A 20,839-nucleotide genomic window follows, 5' to 3' on the forward strand; every position below is an offset into this window, starting at 1 on the left:
GTCGGGAAATGTTAGCGCATTTTCCGATTTTTTATTTCCAGATGATTTGGATGAGGTAAGAAGTGATAGTTAGTGTTAAGTTTTACGTGGAACTTCAATTCATAGGCACTGTTTTAATTTTAGTTGATTATAATTTTGTTTTCTACAATGCTGTAGTTAATCTGATAGACTTTTTTGAAGTAATTGAATACCTGTTCAATGCTTTCATGATCGGTTTCAATAGTGGCATTAAACGTTTCGTTTGCCAGACTTTTATTGTTATTGATAATAATTACGTTATAATGCCTTTCTAATTTTTGAATGATGTTTTCAAAAGATTCATTTCTAAAAACCAGATTTCCGGTCATCCATGAGGTATAGAGTGAAGTATTTACTTTTTCGTTTGTAATCTTCTTGTCTTGTTTGTTAAAAGTTCCCTTATAGCCCGGCGTCAGGAAGAATTCATTTTTATTTTTGGTAATTGGTCCTGATTGGGACATGCTAACAGATCCTTCTACTAACACTACGTCTGTAGCTTGGTCTTCAGGATAGTTGTTTACATTAAACTTCGTACCATAAACCTGTACATCAAGTTTGTTGGCGTTTACGACAAAAGCATTTTTTTTATCGTGAGCTACTTCAAAATAAGCTTCTCCGGAAAGAAAAACTTTGCGGATGCTGTTTTTTAGAAACTGCACCGGAAAAGTGATCGAACTTCCGGAATTCAAATGCACCAGTGTACCGTCTGAGAGTGTAATATTAAAACGTTTTCCGTTAGGGATACTTAACGTATTGTATACTAATTTTGTAGACGCTCCATTGCCTGAATACACTAAATCTTTTCCATTTTGCTTTCCAACAACTTTTCCATTTGCATCATACACTTTCGAAGTGCCGTCTGCCGCAATAATTTTGATGTTGCCATTTCCCAGTTTTAATGTAATCTCATCTTTTTTGGGTACAATTGTCTCTTTGTCAGTACTATTGCTAAAGATGTTTTTTTGTAACAAAATACCAATTCCTAAAAATACAATAGCAATTGCGGCATACTTCATTATAGATTTAAGTCTGAACGCACGCACTTTTTTCTTTTCTTTTCTGATTTCGTGGAAAAGTGCTTTTTTGATATTTTTAATATCTGGCTCGTTCATAGCTAAAGTGATTGCAAAATGTGTTTTTACATATTCCTGAAATATCTCCTGATTTTCCGGGCTTTCTATCCATTTATTTAGTACATCCAAATCGTCCATATTCGCTGATTGGGAAAAATACTTTATGATTATAATTTCAACTTTTTTGAAATCCATTTTCGTGTTCTTTTTTATGTAATACAAGGCAGAATCATAATACCCTAATTTTTTATTATAATTTTTTTCATATTCGTATATTTTTTTTCTTTATTTTGCCGAATAATTACTTTTATGGATTTTGAGGATAATAAAATTTTGATGGAAAGCCTTACAAAAGGTGAAGAAAAGGCCTATAAATTTCTGCTGAATAAGTTTCACAGAAAATTGCATGCCTATGCATTGACACTGGTCAACGATCATTCTATGGCACAGGATATTGTTCAGAATGTATTTTTGAAGACATGGAAAAACAGAAACAAACTGAATCCTGAGTTTTCTATTCAAAGTTTTCTGTATAAATCAGTCTATAATGAATTTATAAACAGCTACCAGCAAAACAAAGCCATGATGCTTCTACAGCAAAAATATCTGGAATCAATGCAGCGCGTTGTGGAGACAACAGATGAAAGTTCAATTGAACGTATGCTGGCTATCATCAATAAAGAAATTCAAAATTTACCCAATAAGTGCCAACAAGTTTTCATTCTCAGTAAAAAGGAGGGACTTACCAATATTGAAATTGCTGAACATCTTGATGTTTCTATCAAAACGGTTGAAGCACAAATCAGTAAAGCTTATAAAATACTAAAGGACAAATTGAAAGATAATTATAATATGATGTTGTTCTTACTTTTTTCAGTTCCGAACAGGGAATAATTATTTTATCTCCGGAAGATTTCCAATCTTAAAATTATTGCCACCGATTTAATGTGAGAAATCATTAAAATTACTTTCAGATGTGTCTAAATTACTGCAATCCATTTGTGTGAATTTGTGTAATTCGTAGCAAACTGATTTTTTTCTCTTAATTCATTTAGAAGTTTTCTAATCATTGTTGTTTTGGTAACACCGGGAAAAGGTCTATTTCCTTTACTTTAAGAATCATTTGTTTTTCAGATCTTCTTTATGTATTCAATTTTCGAATACTTTTCTATCGTTTTTAAAATGTTTTATTGTTGTTGTGATCTCAATTAATTTTTAGATCATATCAACTCGTACTGTTTTTTTTCAATTTTATAATTTTCAGAGTATTGGCGTATAAATACATCATCTGTGATATATTTTGCATCAAATGAGTTACTTTTTATTTCTGTATAAACTTACTTTTATTAAAAATAATTTACTGTTTTATAATGTATTAACGATTTTTAATGATCGTTTTTTGAATAGGATTTTTTAGAAGTCGTACTACTACGTGAATAAAACTTCTATACTGTAAAACAGCTTCTATTATTAATTCAAATCGAAATTAACACTTTACTAGAATTATAAATTTAACCACAAAAAATTATGAAAAGATTAAGTCTGTTTTCCTTAACACTAACGTGTGTGTTAGGATTCGCGTCCTGCTCAGATAATGTAACTCCTGCGGCAGAGAATCAATTGTTAAATGCAACTGCCAATACAAAAGGCAGTACGAACAAAGTAGCCGATGCACCCTGGGTGAAACAATTTGAAGATACATTCGATGTAGGTTCCAGTTTGTCACAATGGACAAAAGAACAACGAGCGGATTATAATTCCTGGTATTGTGATTATTACAGTTCAGTCCCTACCACACAATGGCGAGACGGGAAACAATGTTTAGAAATCAAGACTACAAAACTCAGCACGTATAAATATCAATCTGGTTTTATTACTTCTAATTATCAATACAAACCAGAAAATAATACAGAATACATGCTTTCTGCTAATATTAAATTGATAGCGATGGATGGCGGGACTTATAAGTCTTTCAAAAGCACTTATGGCGCCTGGCCAGCCTTTTGGTCAGTACAGGGAAATGCATGGCCTACGAAAGGGGAGATCGATATTATGGAAGGCTACTCTTTTGCACCTAATGCAAGTCGTTTTACTTCAAACATTTTTTACGGAACTTCTGTTGGAGCAAACTTATTAGGAAACTCGGCCGAAAGAAACTATCCGGCGAATTTTGATATAGATGGAAACAACGGATGGCATCTGTATGAATCCTTTTGGAAGATGAAAGATAATGTCGTAACAGTAACCATAAAGGTTGATAATGTAACTGTTTCGACCTATACGAATAGTAATGTATCGAATCTTAATTTAAATAATTTTGGAACGCATGCTGTTATTTTTAATGTGAATGTAGGTTCAAAAGATTCTAATTTTATTGATCCTAACAAAATAAACTTATTTACAACTGTAATGATGTGGGTAGATGATGTAACGGTTTACAAAAGACCTATTTAGTATACTGGATAGTTAACTTCTAAAAACAATAATTATTCGAATAAAAAAGCCTGCGAAAATATATTATTTCGCAGGCTTTCTATTTTTCCTTTTATCTCAAAAGACACAGTTCTCAAATTTAATCTAAACCTTCCAGAAATCCGGTATGCGAACTTTTGATTGCAAAATTTGAATCGTATAATAAAGGCCAATCATTTCCTGTATGGTTCAGCTCTGTACTGTACGGAATCCAGGATTCATTATCCTTCATTCCCCAAACCGTTAAGGCATATTTATTTGCTTTAGGAAGAGCATTATATAGTTGCACGATCTCTTTGTATTTTTCTTTTTGAGCCCGCCTTCTTTCATTTGTAAAAGCAGCAATGTCATTGGATTGATTTACTTGAATATCCAATTCCGAAACATGAATTTTCAATCCTTTTGCCACAGCTCTGTTAAGATCCGTTTCTATTTGAGCTTTGGTTGGACTTAAATAGGTATTATGCATTTGAAACCCCAGACCATCAATAAGATTACTTGCTTTTAAATCATCAACAATGCTAAAAACTTTGTTTTGTTTTGCGATATTAGTTGAGGTTGCATAATCATTATAAAACAGTAACAAGTTCGTGTCACCTGCCGCAGTTGCAGCATTTCTGGCCCATTGAAAGCAGTCTTTGATGTAATTAGGCCCCATTCGCTGAAGAAAAATAGTAGTTCTCATGTTACCGCCATTATCGTCTGCAGCTTCATTCACCACATCCCAGGATTTTACTTTTCCAGCATAATGCGTAACGACATCCGTAATGTATTTTTTTACTTCTGCCGCAAATTCAGTATCAGTACCGGAAAAATCCTGTAACCATTTCGGAACCGAATTATGCCATACCAATGCATGACCGTGAACATTGATTCCATTGGCATTTCCGTAAGCCACAATTTTATCAGCCACAGTCCAGTTGTAAACCCCGCTTGCGGTAGAAATCTGATCCATTTTCATTTCGTATTCAGCAGAAATACTGCTAAATTCATTTTTCAAAATGATATCATAAGAACTTCCGCTGGTTAATTGCGAAGCTTTTACGGCCATGCCTACAAAAAACGGATTGACTAATTTATTTGCTTTTACTTTTAAAAAGGTGGGATCTTCAGGAATGTTGCTTGAACCTGTGGTTACCACAGAAATAACATTTGAATACTCTGAAATTCCTGTCTCGTTTTTGGCCCTTACTCTGTAAAAATATTGTGTTCCTCCTTTTAAACCAACGACAACTTCATTTAGATCAGTTACAGGTTTTGCATTGTAATTAGTTACAAAAGAGTCGAAATTTTGGGTGGTAGAAACATCCAAAAGATAGCTTTTGGCATGGGAAACATAATTCCATTTGGCTTTAAAACCAGTATCGTTTACGTCTTTTGGTGCGTTTGCAATTGGCGTTTCTAAAGTACTCGCCACTACATTATCATCTTTTGAACAAGAGTTAAAAAAAAAGACAAGGCTGGTGAGCACAAGTAAAATTTTATTTTTCATACTGTTTTTTATTTTAGGGTAGTGGCGTTATCAATGCCAATACTTTTATTTATAGATTTTATTTTTATTAGTTTAAAAGAGGCTGCTTTTGATCGCAACCTCTTTTTAGTTTAAAAATTAAAAGACAAAACCATCCATTATTGGTAACGAATCTTAATATTATCAAATTTTATTACACTAGGATTTGGTGTATCTCCCTGGGCAATTCCGACCTTAATTTCATTGATTTTAGAAGGATCTAATGTAGCGGCTGAATTCGAACCAAAACCATAATTGTCTTTAAAATCCGCTATTGATATTGTTTTTGTAGTCCAGTTAACATCCGTTATTTTAAAATTATAGCCGTAATCTTTTCCATCAATAGTATTCAGTTGAATGGCAAATTGAGCACCTGCAACATTCCCGCTTACATCAATATCTATAAAAGTTTTTGTAGCATCGTTATTAGAGGTACTTAGAAAACCAGCTCCTCCGCCGGCGCTGCTTCCGTTATACCCGTTGGCAGTTGAACCAGTCCATGTTAATGTTGCATAATTACCTGTTGGCCCGCCTGTGGTATTGGTGTTAAAACTATCGATATCACCGTAAGCATTCCACTCAGTTCTGGTACCTTTTCCGTCAAAATCAGACACAAGAATTATGGTGGCAAAATCGATTGTCTTTTTTGCCGTGCCTCCTGGTGTCGTAATGACCAATTCTGATCCGGAAACTGCATCTGCAGGTAAACCAATAATAATGGATGAAGATGAGTTTACAGAATAACTCAGCGATTTTCCTCCTAAGGTTATCGAAGAAACATTGTAAAACCATGTACCCTGAATTTCCAGAGGAAATCCGGGAGTGGCTACAGCCGGAATTGTTTTGATAACGGCAGGAACCGGTTGTAAAATCTCAATGTTTTTAGTTACAGATCCGGTTCCTGTTATAAATGTAATGGGCTGTACACCAAATCTGCTTCCTAATTTTTCATCAAAAGGAATAGTAAAAATAAACGCTTTATCTGAATTATAATTTGGATTGAAACTAATATCAATTTTATTGTCCAGCGTGATTTTTTTCAATCCCATTAGACCTTCGCCTTCAACTCTGACTTTATTTAATGGAAAAGCCTGATTCAACAGATCCCCGGGCTCAGCAACCATGGCATCTACATTTGCAACAGTTGTATCGTCATTTTGACAAGCTGTAAAAGAAGCCAATGCCAAAAGAATTATAATCGTATATTTTATTTTATTAATCATAGTATAAATTAATTAAAGTTATAAGGAACCGGAGCTTCTAACAATGAGGGGTTAGTATCAATAGCAGATTGCGGTAATGGCAGTTCAAAATAATGGCTTCCCGGAGTAATCTTTACAGAAATCAATGCCGTTCTGGCATCATCAGAATAAAAACCAACTTCCTGCTGCGAGATAATGGCTGTTGCTTCTGCCAGACCACGGCGTTTCAAATCAAAGAAATATTGTCCTTCAAGAGCGAACTCAATTCTTCTTTCTTTAAATAACTCATTTCTGGTAAGTATTGTTTTAGTTGGTAATCCTGCTCGTGTTCTCACTTCGTTAAATGCGCTTAAGGCAGATGCAGAAGTTGTAGAAGGCGCTCCGGCCAAAATTGCTTCGGCATGCATTAATAAAATATCAGCATATCTTAGTATAATTGTGTTTTGTGAAGTTTTCATAAAAAAAACATCGTTTCTTTCGGCTGCAGAACCTACAATATACTTTCTGAAATTAGCCCCTGTTGAAGAGAGGATTTTTTTATACGTAAAACCACCTTTATTTTTCAATAATTCAGGATAAAAGTCGCCATCTGTCATGATCGTGCTCTTTTTTCTGGTATCCTTTGGTTCAAAATCACTTTGCAGTGAAATAGAAGGCAGGTGAACTCCCCAACCGTCGCCACCACCTGTTATTCCGGTACCTCCGGGAACGATATAGGCCTGATTTGTATTTTGAGTTCCCCATTCGGTAGCAATTGCTTTCCATTGTAGGGCAAACATACTTTCAGGGCTGTTATTATTTTCCGGGCTGCTAAACAAGTTGCCGTAATCCTGAATTAGGGAATATTGTTTTCCCATAATTTTCTGGGTCAAATCAGCACATTCTGTATATTCGTTTAAAGTTAAATGCACTTTTGCAAGAATTCCCATTGCCACTGTATTAGTAACATATCCTTTTTTTACCGAGGTTTCAGGTAAATTTTCGATAGCATATTCTAAATCTTGTTTTATAAATTTATAAACATCTGCAATAAGATTTCTTTTAGGTTGTGCTGCTGTTCCTGCTTTATTGATAATGGGCACAGCTCCAAAAGTTCTTACCAAATAGAAATAAGCATTGGCTCTCATAAATCTTGCTATGGCAATCGAATTTTTATAAGATGCTTCCGGCAATTCGCTTTTTCTGTCTTCCACCAGACTCATTAAATTATTCGATTGATCGATCACCGAAAACAACGAAACATAGCCTTCTGTCAGGATGGGGTTTTGTGAGGTTACCTGAGCATCTTTAAATTGCGCATAAGCACCATCAAATGTAAAAGCGTTTCCGGCGTACATATCGCCAACGGCAATTAAGAATTTATCATTAAAAGTAAACCAGGGCTTAAAATATAAACTCTCGGCAATTCCGTCAAAAGCGGTAACGCCTTCCGGTAAATCACCCGGGGTTAATTGATTTTCAGATGGAGCATCCAAAAATTCTTCAGAACAGGAAAACAAAGACAGCAATGGGATTAGCATTACCATCATAAAAAGTTTCAGGAATTTTTTCATAACTATTATTTTTATTTTAATGACTCTAAATCATTAAGTTAATTGTGTTTTGTTTCAATTTTAGAATTCTAGATTCAAACCTACAGAAGTAGTTCTGGGTACTGGATATCTTCCTAAATCAATACCGCTCAATGTTATATTTTGATCTAAATTTCCTAAAGCAGGATCAAAACCGGAATATTTTGTCCACGTATATAAGTTTTGGACATTGACATACAATCTAACTTTTGTGATAATTGATTTTTCGAATATTTCTTTTGGTAAATCATAGCTCAAAGAAACATTCTGGATTCTTAGATAAGAGCCATCTTCAACAAATCTGTTCGAAATTCTGCCGTTTCCGTTTGGATCGTTTAGGGTAATTCTTGGCACATCTGTATTTTCGTTTACTCCCGCTTCAAAAGCATTTAGAGCCTGAGTGCTCACATTTGCATATCGATCTCCAAATCCGGGATAAATTCCATCAGTATAATGGCGGGTAAAGTTGTAGATTTCATTGCCCTGGCTTCCGGTTAAAACAACAGATAAACTAAGGTTTTTATATTTAAAATTATTGGTAAATGAATATGTAAAATCCGGGATTGCGCTTCCTAAAGCTGTTTGATCTTTAGCATCAATTTTTCCGTCGCCATTAAGATCTTTAAAACGAATATCACCAATTCCCGTTCCTGTTTCCTGAATGGGGCCTGCCGCTAATTCTGCCGCATTTTTAAATAAACCATCAGTAACATATCCATAAAATTGACCCACTGGCTGTCCTTCTGTAGTTCTGGTTACGTTGTATAAATCGAATTGTACTTTCCCCAATAAAGCTTTTCCCGCTCCCTGAAAACTAGTAAGTTCATTATTATATTTTGATAAAATAATAGTACTGTCCCATGTAAAATTCTCTGTAATAATATTTCTTGTATTCAGTGTAAATTCTACTCCTTTTGTTTCAATTTCACCTGTATTCAAATAATAATTAAGTGCACTTTGATTTGATTCGTCGTTGATTTGTTTGGTCAGGAAATCAGAAGATTTTTTAACATAATAATCAAAATCTAATTTTACCCTGTTATTAAACATTCCTAATTCAAAACCAGCATTGAAAGATTTCAATGATTCCCATTTAATATTCGGGTTACCTAAATTATCAATTGTTGGCGATACGCCTCCAAACGGAGATGCCGTTAACGACAGAATCGTCTGGTACCTGTTTGCCGGAATATTTTGGTTACCTACTGAACCGTAACCGGCTCTGAATTTTAAATAGTTTACAGTACTAGATAAAGGCTCAAAAAACTTTTCGTTACTCACTGTCCAACCTGCCGCAAATGAAGGGAAATACCCCCATTTATTATTAGGCCCAAAGTTAGACGAAGCATCTGCTCTTAAAGAAGCTGAAAAAGAATAACGATCAGAAAAACTATAGTTTAATCTCGAAATATAAGAAGTCATCGACCATCTTCCGGAGCCATTTCCGTTTACTGCAGTATCAATATCACCTATGTTTAAGTTGGGAAAATCTTTGCTTAAAAAATCCCCGCTTCTGTAACCGCTCAAATATTCGTATTGACTTTCTTGTGCTTCCTGACCTAGTAAAAAGGTAAAATTGTGTTTTTCGTTAATGGTTTTATTATATGTTAAATAATTTTTAAGACTCCAATAATAGCTTTGATCCTGTTGTTTGAATGATTTATTTAAAAGTTCAGATACAGTTCCTAAAGTATAGGCTGGGGCAAAAGAACTGCTTTTGGCAAAATTTAAGTCATATCCTAATTCAGTTCTAAAAACCAATCCTTTGATAAGCGTAATATCAGCAAAGAAGTTTCCGTTGACTTTATATCTTTCTGTTTTTGCATTATTGTATTCAGCCAAAGCAATTGGGTTCGTTGCTTCATTTGCAGATGAACCGATACCCCTCGCCGGACCAGCATAAGAACCATCAGCATATCTTACCGGTAATTCCGGAGATTGTCTTAGCGAATTCATGACTAAACCGCCCCGATCATCGTTTCGTACTACTTTTTGGGATGACCTGCTCAATGACATATTGTTACCAATTTTCAGCCATGATTTTACATTCGAGTCTACATTTAATCGCATAGACATTCTGTTGAAATCTGAATTTAAAACAATTCCTTCCTGATCAAAATAATTTAAAGAGGTGTAATATCTTGTTCCGTCTTTTTCACCAGAGAATGATAACTGATGGTTGTACATGGTTGCGGTTCTAAAAAGCTCATCCTGCCAGTTAGTTCCGTTACCTAATAAATCAGGCTTTTGGTATTGATAGGGAACAGGTTCGCCATTTAGTTTGAAAATTTTAGCTTGATACGCAGCATATTGTGGTAAATTTAAAACATCAACGTGATTTGTTACTTCCTGAGTGCCCAAATACGTTTCATACGCAAAAATTGATTTTCCTTTTTTTCCTTTTTTGGTGGTAATCAAAACAACACCGTTTGCACCATTTGCACCGTAGATTGCTGTAGATGATGCATCTTTTAAGATATCAATAGATTCGATATCCGCAATATTTAAACTGGATAAAGCAGAGTTTTTAGTCTGACCGTTTCCGCCACCTAATGCGCCAAACGAAAAGGAGTCGTTGTTTTTATCCGCAAAAACCGGAGTTCCGTCAATGACATATAAAGGTTCATTCCCATTAATAGAGGTAATTCCCCTAATCTGAACAGAAATTCCACCGCCTGGGGTTCCGGAATTTTGGGTCACATTTACACCCGCGGCTTTACCTACAAGCGCCTGATCGATAGAAGTAAAGGGCTTGTCCTGAATTTCTGAAGCCTTAATAGAAGAAATGGCTCCATTAATATCTTTCCTTTTTGAAGTTCCGTAACCAATAACCACTACTTCATTTAATTTCTCAAGATCATTAACCATAGCAACCTGCATCACTGATTTTGTGTCCGCTGGCATGGATACATTTTTGTACCCGATATAACTAAAAGTCAATATAGATTTTGGGTCTACATTGTTTAATACAAAACCACCATCAAAATCGGTGGAGGTTGCATTTTTTGTTCCTTGTACTATTACACTAACACCCGGCAAGCCCATTCCGCCTGATGTTACTTTTCCTTTAACAGTCTGAGCGAAGAAAAAATTCCCCCACATACACACTATTAAACACAATAGTTTTTTTAATGTTTTTTTCTGCATAAAATTTGGTCGTTAAGTTTTGATAATTAGTTAGTTTTTATTTCAAAATATTGAATAGTAACATCTTTTGTCAAGCGAATTATTGAGGTAATGACAAGCGGTATTATTTCTTAAATATTTCTTAACGAAAGTAAAATGTAGAGGTGTGCTATTATAGAACGGATGAAGCATATTGTAAAACATTTGATGCAAAAAAAAGCCTTAAATGCGCTATTGACGCGAAAAGAGATCATTATGTAATTTGAACAACTTGCGAAGTATTTGCTAATTTTTTTGCTTTAAAAATATTTTATGTTTAAAAAATGGGTAAAATATTTTTCATATGTGAATTTTAGTGGATTTAAAAAGGAGCAAGTTTTGAAAAAATTGACTTACAAAAAAAGAGCTTCAATTGTTTAAAATTAAAGCTCTTTTGGCTGGATTTTGCTTTTAGCAGATTATTTTTTAACCCTTTATTCTTTTATTCTTTTTTCCTGCGTAGGCAAATATCCGTACTTAATTTTATAACATTTGGCGAAATAGGAGGGAGAAGTAAAGCCTACTTTGTAGCTAATTTCATTAATATTATTATTTCCTTTTTCGATCAGTTGTTTTGCTTTTTCCAGTCGTACGTTTCTAATAAACTCATTAACAGAAACGCCTGTTAATGTTTTTATTTTTCGATACAGCTGGCTTCTGCTCAGGAAAATTTTAGAAGACAATAACTCTACGGTCAATTCAGGTTCGCTAATGTTTTCATTAATAAAATGCAGGATTTTTTGAATGAAATCATTGTCCAGCGAAGTTGTTTTTTCTTTCCCGTTTTTTGTGATTCCGCTATAGAATTTCTTAAACATGATCTGTCTGCTTGTAATAAGCTGTGCCAGACTTGATTTTAAGATATCCAATTCAAATGGTTTACTCAGATACATATCAGCACCGGAATCGATACCTTCAAGTCTGTCTTTTACCATTGCTTTTGCAGAGAGCATTAATAAAGGAATGTGACTTGTTTTTAAATCTCCTTTGATGTTTTTGCACAATTGCAACCCATCCATTACGGGCATTATAACATCTGTAATGATTAAATCCGGTAATTTCTCAACAGCAAGTTCGTAGCCTTTCTGACCATTTTCGGCTGCAATAACCTTATACGATTTGCTTAGTTCATGTTTGAGATAATTTCTTAATTCAGGATTGTCTTCAACAATTAAAACAGTGTATGGTTTTGTAGTTTCAACAACAGTATTTTCGACAGTTTGATTCGTTTCATCATCGTCGTCAGGTGAATGGTTAAGAGATTCAGACAGAAATTGGTTTTTATTTTTTTCTATTTTAAAAACGGCATCAACTATTTCGCTTTTTTTATAAAAAGATTTACCTAATGGAAAGGTCACCGTAAATTTTGTGCCTTGTCCTACCTGACTTTCAACATCAATTTTTCCTTTATGCAGTTCAATAAATTCTTTTACAACCTCTAAACCAATACCTGTGCTGCCGTAGTAATCTTTATTGACATTATTGACCTGATAGAATCGATCAAATATTCTTTTTAAATCTTTTTTGTGAATTCCTGAACCCGTATCTGTAATGGTTATAGAGAAAGAAGGTACTTTATTTCCATTAATTAACAGCGAATTGTCAAGATCTGATTTAGCTATAGAAATAATAATAGCACCATTATCCGGAGTAAATTTAAATGCATTTGAAATAATATTAAACAATATTTTTTCTAACATTTTAGGGTCAAGCCAATCTTCAAGCTCCTCAAATGCAGACTCAAAATTAATGGTAATATTTCGGGCAGCAGCTTCTTCATCAAAATAACCGATGATTCCTTGCGTAAATGCTACGATTTCAATTTTCTTAGCCTGAAGGAAAATTTTATTAAACTCTAATTTATTAAAATCCATCAACTCATTAATAAGCCTCGAAAGTCTGTCGGAACTTTTGTGTACGATTTTTAATTTATGATGTATTTCCGGAGATAGATTTTTACTTCTTAAAATATCTTCAAGTGGATTAATAATCAGTGTTAGTGGTGTTCTGAATTCATGCGAAATATTCGTGAAAAACTGTAATTTCTTATTGTTTAGTTTCTCTGCCTGAATGCTTTTTTCTTTTTCTAAAATGATAGCTTGCCCGGCTTTAAAACGGTTTTGATAAATTTTATTAAAATATATAATAAGGAAAATTAAAATAGACGAGTAGAGTAAATACGCCCAAATGGTTTTCCACCACGGTGGCAGGATTTTTATTCTTAGTTCTAATTGATCAGTACTCCAGGAACCATCTGCATTTGCCGATTTTACTTTAAAAACATAATTACCCGGTGCCAGATTGGTATAGGTAGCTGTTCTGTTATTTCCTACGTAATTCCAGTCCTTTTCAAAACCCTGCAGGTAATAAGCATATTGGTTTTTCTTAGAATAATTGTAGTTAATTCCCACATATTCAATGGTGAAAACAGATTGTGTATGATTGAGTGTAACTTCTTTCGTTTGAGAAATTACTTTGGTTAATGGCGAGGCATCTTCATTAGGTGTTACGGATCGATTGAATAATTTGAAATCGCTGAAATACAAACTTGGTGCTTTCTCTGTTTTTTTGATCTCATTAGGATTAAAATAATTTACTCCTTCGTAACTGCCAAAATACAACTCTCCGTTTCCGTCCTTAAAGACCGCATTATTGTTGAAGTCATTATCTACAAGACCATCGTCTTTATTAAAATGGGTACTTTTTTTATTTTTAAAATCAAGTTTTGTTAATCCTGATCCTCCACTGATCCATAAAGAGCCGTTGTTGTCTGCAATTATGGCACGAACAGATTTTTCTTTAAAACCCGGAAAGTTATTGTAGTTTGAAAACTTCTTGTCTTTTTTATTGTAGCTAAATAATCCTTCGCCATCTGTTCCTATCCATATTGTTTTATCGTTAGACTCGTAGATCGATAAAATAGTCTGAATACTATTGTATTTCGTTTTATCCTTGAACATGGCATCCCGCATTTTGGTCACCTTAAAATTGAAGTCATCTTTTAAGTTTACCTGATACAATCCTAATATTGTTCCTATCCATAAGACATTATCAGAATCTACAAAAACTTTACGAATAAAAGCATTGTCTAAAGCGTTTTCTGTAAAAGATTTAGAGTCACAATGAACAAATGTATTGCTCTTATTGTCAAAATAATGCAATCCTTTGATGAAAGTTCCAATCCAGATCCGGCCTTTTGAATCTTCCGAAAAACTAAAAATCCGATTCGATTTTAATCCTGTCGCATTTGCGGTATTGTAGTTGATGAATCGGGTAGTGCCGTTTTTCAAAAAGTAGATGCCACGATCCCAGCTTCCTATCCAGATATTTTGTTTACTGTCAATAAAGATGGTCTGAATATCTACAGCGTCTAAACCGGAATAATAGCTTTGATTGTTTTGATTAACGTGAATGTAACTTTTATTCGTAAGGTTATAAATATCGAGTCCACCGCCCTCGTTACTGATTAATAGATTGCCCTTTTTATCTTTTATAACCGAAGTTACATAACTGCTCTGCAAAGAATTGTCATTATTGACAAGTGATTCAAGCGAATTGAATTTGTTATTGGGTTTGTCAAATACACCAAGTCCTTTATTAAAATAACCTAACCAGAGCCGATTCTCTTTGTCTTCGAATAATGACCAAACGGAATTTGATTTTAAGCTGAAGTCATTGTACTTGCTGTGCAAATATTTTTGCAGAACCTGTCCTTTATAATTGACAACCAATAATCCGTCATTCTCGGTACCGCAAATGATATAATCCAGGCTGCTTTCCAGGATTGATAAGATTTTGTTTTTGGTAATCGAATACTTTTCAAATTGGTAATTGTCTGTTTCCGGTTTAATTTTGATCAGGCCGCTTTCAGTAGTTCCCAGCCATATATATCCAAATTTGTCTATAACCAGATTTTCGATGTCATCTAATAAAGGTTCTCTTTTAAATTTATCTTTATAAACCTGCTTGAGTTTTCCGTTTAAATCGAGCTCTAAAAGACCATAACTCGTTCCTAAATAAATAACTCCATGTTTATTTTTTACTGAAGATTTTATTAGAAAATTATATTTATTCAGGACCTTTGACGGAATGAGAGAAGTTTTTAACGTTTTTATATTAAGTTTGAAGACTCCAAAACCATAAGTGCCTAAGATTAAATTGCCATTATTATCCTGAATAATTGTTTTTACGGTAATAGGTTCATCATAACCTATCCTAATGACATCCTCAATATTGATTTTAGTAAAATTATCTAAATCTCTGTTGTACAAACACAAACCGTCATCCGTCCCGACCCATAAGTTATTATCAGCATCAATAAAAGTAGCGTAAACAAAATTGCTGTTTAGGGAACCCGGCTTTTTATTATATTCATATCCAAAATAATTGACGCCATCATATCGGTACAAACCTGTGCCGTTTGTACCAATCCAAATAAAACCATTCTTATCCTGAATAATAGAAGTTATTGCTCTTTTTGAAGTAGTTTCCTGTACGCTTCTAAATTGGTAGTTGTCAAATTTGCCCTGAGATAGCAGACAATTTATGAATACAAAATAGCATACAAGAATATATTTAATATTTTTCATTTAATGTATTATTGATCAATTCTAAACGGGGATTTAATCTGTAAATTAACTTTTGTTTTAAGTATAAATAAACAATATTAATAAAACTAAATATATAATTTGCTTTTTGAATATAAATTTCATCATATTGCTAAAAACCTGATTACGATTAATAATTTTGCAAAGATTAATCGTAATCAGGCTATTAGGTTGTTTACTTAAGAATAAATTCCACGCTTCGCGCAATATCATTGAGTTAAGCTTTTAAAAAGTAAAATTATTACAAATCAAATCCGTTTTTATCCGCGTTTTTACGAAGTAAATCTGTTTTATCTGCGTCAAAATTAGAAGCTGATTTTACTGATTCGGTAAAGCGAAAACGCTGATAAAAACGGATTTTTCTAATTATTTTAATTCAAATTTGCCGGTAAGTCCTTCGTTAGAATTCCAACCCACCATGATATTGAACAAACCCGGCTCTGTTAAATATTTGCCATCATTGTCATAAAAACCAAGTTCCTTCTCTGTCAATGTAAATTGAATTGTTTTGGTTTCTCCTTTTTTCAGGTTGACCAGCTCAAAACCTTTTAATTCTTTCACAGGTCTTACTATACTGGCAACAGCATCATTTATATACAATTGAACCACTTCTTTTCCATCATAATTTCCGGAGTTGGTAACCTCGACGCTTACCTGAATTTTTTCGCCTTTAGCAAAAGCAGTTTTATTGATTTTAAGATTTTTGTAATCGAATTTGGTATAACTCAGTCCAAAACCAAAAGGAAACTGAGGCGTTTTCTCTACATCCATATAATGCGACCAGAATACGTTTTTATCAGTATCAACAGGTCTTCCTGTACTGTACTTGTTGTAATAAACAGGGACTTGTCCAACGTTTCTCGGGAAAGAGATGGGCAATTTACCACTCGGATTGTAATCTCCGTATAAAACCTGAGCGATTGCGTTTCCGGATTGCGTTCCTAACTGCCAGGCTTCTACAATTGCCGGGATATTTTGAGCAGCCCACGGAATAGTCAACGGACGGCCGTTATTTAAAACCAAAACGATATTAGGATTTACTTTGTAAATTTCTTCTAATAATTCCTGTTGCAATCCTGGTAAATTAAGATCGGTTCTGCTTCTGGCTTCTCCGCTTTGAAACCCGTATTCACCTAAAACCATCAGCACAACGTCAGCGTTTTTTGCGGCTGTTTTTGCTGCTTCAAATCCGGTTTTGTCTGTTGTATTAAATATAGTTTCTGTCAGGAAAGTAGCTTTCTGCGAAAGCAAATCAGCACCTTTTTCAAAAGTCAGCTGATTGTCTTTGTATTGCTGCATTCCTTCTAAAACCGAAACCGCAGTATTGTCATCGGCTGCAATTCTCCAGCTTCCCAACGGACTGTTTTTATCATTTGCCAGAGTGCCTATCAAAGCAATTTTTTGTCCGGATTTCTTCAGCGGAAGCAAATTTTTATCGTTTTTCAATAATACAATAGATTTTTTGGCCATATCCAGAACGCCGTCATTATTGGCTTTGTTTCCAACAACTTCTTTTTCACGCTTTTCGTCGCAATATCTGTACGGGTCATCAAATAAACCCAATTCAAATTTCACACGCAAAATTCTGCGAACGGCATCGTCAACCAATGATTCTTTTACTTTTCCTTCTTTTACCAAGCCAACCAATTTTGCAACATATAAATACGATTCCATATCCATATCAGAACCCGCAATAACTGCTTTGGCTGTGGCATCGGCTTCGTCTTTTGCATAACCGTGGGCAATCATTTCACGAACAGATGCATAATCCGAAACTACAAATCCGTCAAATTTCCATTTTCCTTTCAGAATATCTCTTTGCAGGAAAGCATTTCCAGTTGCCGGAATTCCATTGAGCGTATTAAATGAATTCATAAACGTACGAACTCCCGCTTGTACCGTGGCTTCAAAAGGCGGTAAAACCGAATTGTATAATTTAGAAGTACTCATATCTACACTATTATATTCCAATCCAGCTTCAACAAAACCGTATGCTGCAAAGTGTTTTGCACACGCCACAATTGTATTTACTTTTTGAAGATCGGCAATCGTTTCACCCTGAAAACCTTTTATTCTTGCGTAGCCTATTTTACTCCCTAAATACGGATCTTCTCCTGCACCTTCCATTACACGTCCCCAGCGTGCGTCATTTGTAATATCGACATTGGGTGCAAAAGTCCAGTTAATACCGGATGCCGAAGCTTCATCAGCCGCAATAGCCGCAGATTTTTTAATGGCTTCCAAATCCCAGCTTGCCGCTTCTGCCAGCGGAATAGGACTTAACGTTTTATAACCATGAATCACATCAAAACCAATAATCAAAGGGATTCCCAAACGGGTTTCTTCTACTGCAATTTTCTGTACTGCACGCACTTCCTTTACGCCCCGAACAGTAAACATTGATCCAACCAGTCCTTTTCTTAAATGTTCATATTTCAATTCAGCGCTTCCGCCTTTTGGAACCGGTCCCGTAACATCCCAAAAACCATTGTATTGATTCATTTGTCCTACTTTTTCTTCTAATGTCATTTCTTTCATCAAAAGTGTAATGCGTTCTTCAATTGGTTTTTTAGGATCCATATGTTTTTTGGTCTGGGCATACCCGTTTCCTAAAACGATTAGCAGTAAAAAGGCATATTTGTTAATTTGTTTTTTCATCATTGTGGTTTTAGTTTTATGGTAAAGTTGTTTAAATCATCAATCTGGCAGATCTTCTTTTTTTATATTTTGAAGATTAAAATTTTAAAAGTTGATGCACTGGAAATCTATCGCATTCAGGATTGTAAATGTAGTTTTACAGCGATAATGAGAGTAGTAAATTTGAAGCATTATATAAAACAAATGATGTATTTACCAGATATATAAACGAAAGAAATGTGATAAAATTTAAAGTTACCAGCAGGTAGTACAAGTTTATAATGCAGTTCCGGCAACCAATACAGATACAATCAGGATTCAAATGATGCATTATAAGAAAAAAACTTTTTTTCAGCCTCTCCGGTGCCGGGTTAAAAAGTTCTTAAATCGCATATTTTTCAGTGCTACACCAAAGCGATAAAACAACTATTATCATTTTTATTTTAATTATTAATTGGAGTTGTTTTAAGTATGATTTTAAATTAAAGTATCGCTTTTATTAATGTGTCATAATATCATTTTATAATAGTATAGTAAGTCCATAACTAAACTGAAATTTAAAAATAGTAAAATACTATATTACTGTATGAAAAGCTATTTTTATTTGTGGGCTTCAAACTTTTTAATTCTAATTATTTCAGCACCACAATTGGTATCTGAAACAATAAAAAAGGCAACAAATACTACGGTTTAAAATTCAATTTTTTAAAACTATATTTTTTCTGTTAAATGATTTTGAATAAAATTTCTGTTCTTTGCTAATTCAATTTTTATTAAAAAAAAGTAACGAAGTCTAAGTCTTAGCGACCAATTTAAAATACAATATTATTAGGTATTTTAAGTTAAGACTAATCATCGTATTTACGTTTATGGACAACAGGAAGTTTATATTAAGTTTAAAAAAAGGTAACGAAGCTTCTTTCAGGAAAGCTTATCTCGATTACTATGATAAACTGATAAACATTGCCAGACGATTTAATTTTACAGTCCTTACCCCGCAGGACTTTGTTCAGGAAACTTTTTTAAGGCTCTATAACAAAAGGGAATTACTTCATGAAGACGTCTTGCTGGACAAGCAATTGTTTACGATCTGCAAGAATATCATTATCAATCATCTCAACAGAGAAAATAAAATAATTCAGCTTGATCCTTTGCAGTTTGATATGGAACAAGAGGATCCTGAAACAGGAATTTTTGAAGAAAGAAGAGAAAAATTCTATAGTTTCATAAATATGCTTCCGGAGCAGCAACAAAAAATATTTACTTTATATAAACTGGAAAACCTTAGTTATAAGGAGATTGCAGCAATTACAGAGCTTTCTGAAAAAACGATTGCCAATCATATTTATCTTGCCAGTAAATTTATTAGAAAAAAAATAGAAGATCGTTAGGAACTTTTATGTTCTCGTTTGTTATAGATATAAACAGCAACATAAAATGAATATTGAATCTTATAAAACGGATGTTACAACCAAGGAAGAAGCAAGCTCTATTGTCGTTCTTCTTCAGTTTATCATTTCTGATTGTATCATGAATTTTGACTTAGAAAACAGTGATCGTATTCTAAGGATCGAAACCAACAGAGATATTAAAGATATGGTATATCGTGTTTTTAATAAACAGGGATTTTATTGTCAAAAACTTTAACGCTTCAAAAAATGGATGAAAAGAAATTAGAAGAAGAATTAAAAAAAATATGGGACGAAACACCTATTTCACATTCTGATAGTGAAAAAGAGGTTTGTTGGGAACAATTCCAATCAAAAGCCTTTTCTTCAAAAGAGAGAAAGTTTAAACCCTGGCGTTATTATGCCGCTGCGGCCGTTTTGATTTTTGTATTGGTTGGGACTGGAATTTATTTTAACAGCACTTCTTCAGGCAACGAGATTATTCTTGCTGAAAATACAATTGAAAATACGAGTTCTATAATCAAAAAGATTGTGTTGCCGGATAGTTCAAGGGTAGAATTAAGCCCCAATTCTAAAATTGTCTACGCCAGTAATTTTGCCACGAACAGAAAGGTTGAGGTTTCAGGTGAAGCTTATTTTAAAGTCAAAAAAGACAAGAAACATCCCTTTCAGGTATTTTGCAACGAAACGACGACTACCGTTTTAGGTACTTCTTTTACCGTTAAGGGCTATGCTCGAAAAGAAGTGACTGTAGCACTTTACGAAGGAAGTGTTCAGATGAATGTTAAGAATCAGGACAAAAAATGGATTCTAAAACCCGGTGAAAAATTCTCGTATGGAAACAATACGCCTTTAGTAACAGAATTCAACAGGTTTACCGATTTTGACAATCAAAAACTAAGCGATGTTGGTGATTATATTGAATCGAATTATAGTTATAAAGTAATTATTCCGCAGGAATATTACAACCAAAGAATTACAGTACGAATAAATAAAAAAGAAGATTTAAAAACAATTGTTCAATTAATATCAGAAATGTATAACCTAAACTTTACAGTAAATGAAAATTTAAAACAGATTACTTTTCAATAGAAAAGAAAAGGATGCCCTAGCCGCGAAACTAAACATCCTCCTCATTGTCAAGATAGTATGAAGCTATCCCATTTAATAATATT

12 protein-coding genes are annotated in these 20,839 nt (G+C 33.9%); 5 read left to right on the plus strand and 7 right to left on the minus strand.

The features are described 5' to 3' along the window. Positions 1-119: 119 nt before the first annotated feature. Positions 120-1,286, minus strand: coding sequence for a FecR family protein (locus tag ACQY44_RS22675; protein WP_428232550.1), 1,167 nt, complete (start codon positions 1,284-1,286; stop codon positions 120-122). 114 nt (positions 1,287-1,400) lie between these two features. Between ACQY44_RS22675 and ACQY44_RS22680 the strand changes: the two genes are divergently transcribed. Both ACQY44_RS22680 and ACQY44_RS22685 read left to right on the plus strand, forming a co-directional pair. Continuing rightward, positions 1,401-1,985, plus strand: a complete 585-nt coding sequence (locus ACQY44_RS22680) for an RNA polymerase sigma factor (protein WP_428232551.1) — start codon at positions 1,401-1,403, stop codon at positions 1,983-1,985. 633 nt (positions 1,986-2,618) lie between these two features. Next, positions 2,619-3,545 (plus strand): glycoside hydrolase family 16 protein, encoded by a 927-nt coding sequence (locus ACQY44_RS22685; protein ID WP_428232552.1) that lies wholly within the window; start codon positions 2,619-2,621, stop codon positions 3,543-3,545. Between the two features lie 118 nt (positions 3,546-3,663). Here the strand turns inward: ACQY44_RS22685 and ACQY44_RS22690 are convergent, their stop codons facing one another. The 6 genes from ACQY44_RS22690 to bglX form a co-directional block, all read right to left on the minus strand. Continuing rightward, a complete protein-coding gene (locus ACQY44_RS22690) occupies positions 3,664-5,055 on the minus strand; it encodes an endo-1,4-beta-xylanase (RefSeq protein ID WP_428232553.1) in 1,392 nt (463 codons plus the stop codon). Between the two features lie 137 nt (positions 5,056-5,192). Next, the gene (locus ACQY44_RS22695) at positions 5,193-6,296 is read right to left on the minus strand and encodes a hypothetical protein (protein ID WP_428232554.1); all 1,104 of its coding nucleotides are present in this window, start codon (positions 6,294-6,296) and stop codon (positions 5,193-5,195) included. A gap of 8 nt (positions 6,297-6,304) precedes the next feature. Then, entirely contained in the window at positions 6,305-7,828 is a 1,524-nt protein-coding gene (locus ACQY44_RS22700) for a RagB/SusD family nutrient uptake outer membrane protein (protein ID WP_428232555.1), read from the minus strand. Between the two features lie 60 nt (positions 7,829-7,888). Next, positions 7,889-10,993 (minus strand): SusC/RagA family TonB-linked outer membrane protein, encoded by a 3,105-nt coding sequence (locus ACQY44_RS22705; RefSeq protein ID WP_428232556.1) that lies wholly within the window; start codon positions 10,991-10,993, stop codon positions 7,889-7,891. A gap of 452 nt (positions 10,994-11,445) precedes the next feature. Further along, entirely contained in the window at positions 11,446-15,600 is a 4,155-nt protein-coding gene (locus ACQY44_RS22710) for a two-component regulator propeller domain-containing protein (RefSeq protein ID WP_428232557.1), read from the minus strand. Between the two features lie 384 nt (positions 15,601-15,984). After that, entirely contained in the window at positions 15,985-18,276 is a 2,292-nt protein-coding gene (bglX, locus tag ACQY44_RS22715; RefSeq protein ID WP_428232558.1) for a beta-glucosidase BglX, read from the minus strand. A gap of 848 nt (positions 18,277-19,124) precedes the next feature. On the opposite strand from bglX, the gene ACQY44_RS22720 reads away from it, so the two are divergent. Genes ACQY44_RS22720 through ACQY44_RS22730 form a run of 3 tightly spaced genes read left to right on the plus strand, consistent with a single transcriptional unit; the run spans position 19,125 to position 20,756 of the window. After that, the gene (locus ACQY44_RS22720; protein WP_428232559.1) at positions 19,125-19,646 is read left to right on the plus strand and encodes an RNA polymerase sigma factor; all 522 of its coding nucleotides are present in this window, start codon (positions 19,125-19,127) and stop codon (positions 19,644-19,646) included. 46 nt (positions 19,647-19,692) lie between these two features. Continuing rightward, positions 19,693-19,902, plus strand: a complete 210-nt coding sequence (locus ACQY44_RS22725) for a hypothetical protein (protein WP_428232560.1) — start codon at positions 19,693-19,695, stop codon at positions 19,900-19,902. Positions 19,903-19,913: 11 nt separating this feature from the next. Then, on the plus strand, positions 19,914-20,756 hold the full coding sequence (locus ACQY44_RS22730) for a FecR family protein (protein WP_428232561.1): 843 nt from the start codon (positions 19,914-19,916) through the stop codon (positions 20,754-20,756). The last annotated feature ends 83 nt before the right edge of the window (positions 20,757-20,839 follow it).

Origin of the sequence: Flavobacterium sp. (genome assembly GCF_965277525.1) — a bacterium.
Taxonomy (GTDB): Bacteria; Bacteroidota; Bacteroidia; order Flavobacteriales; family Flavobacteriaceae; genus Flavobacterium.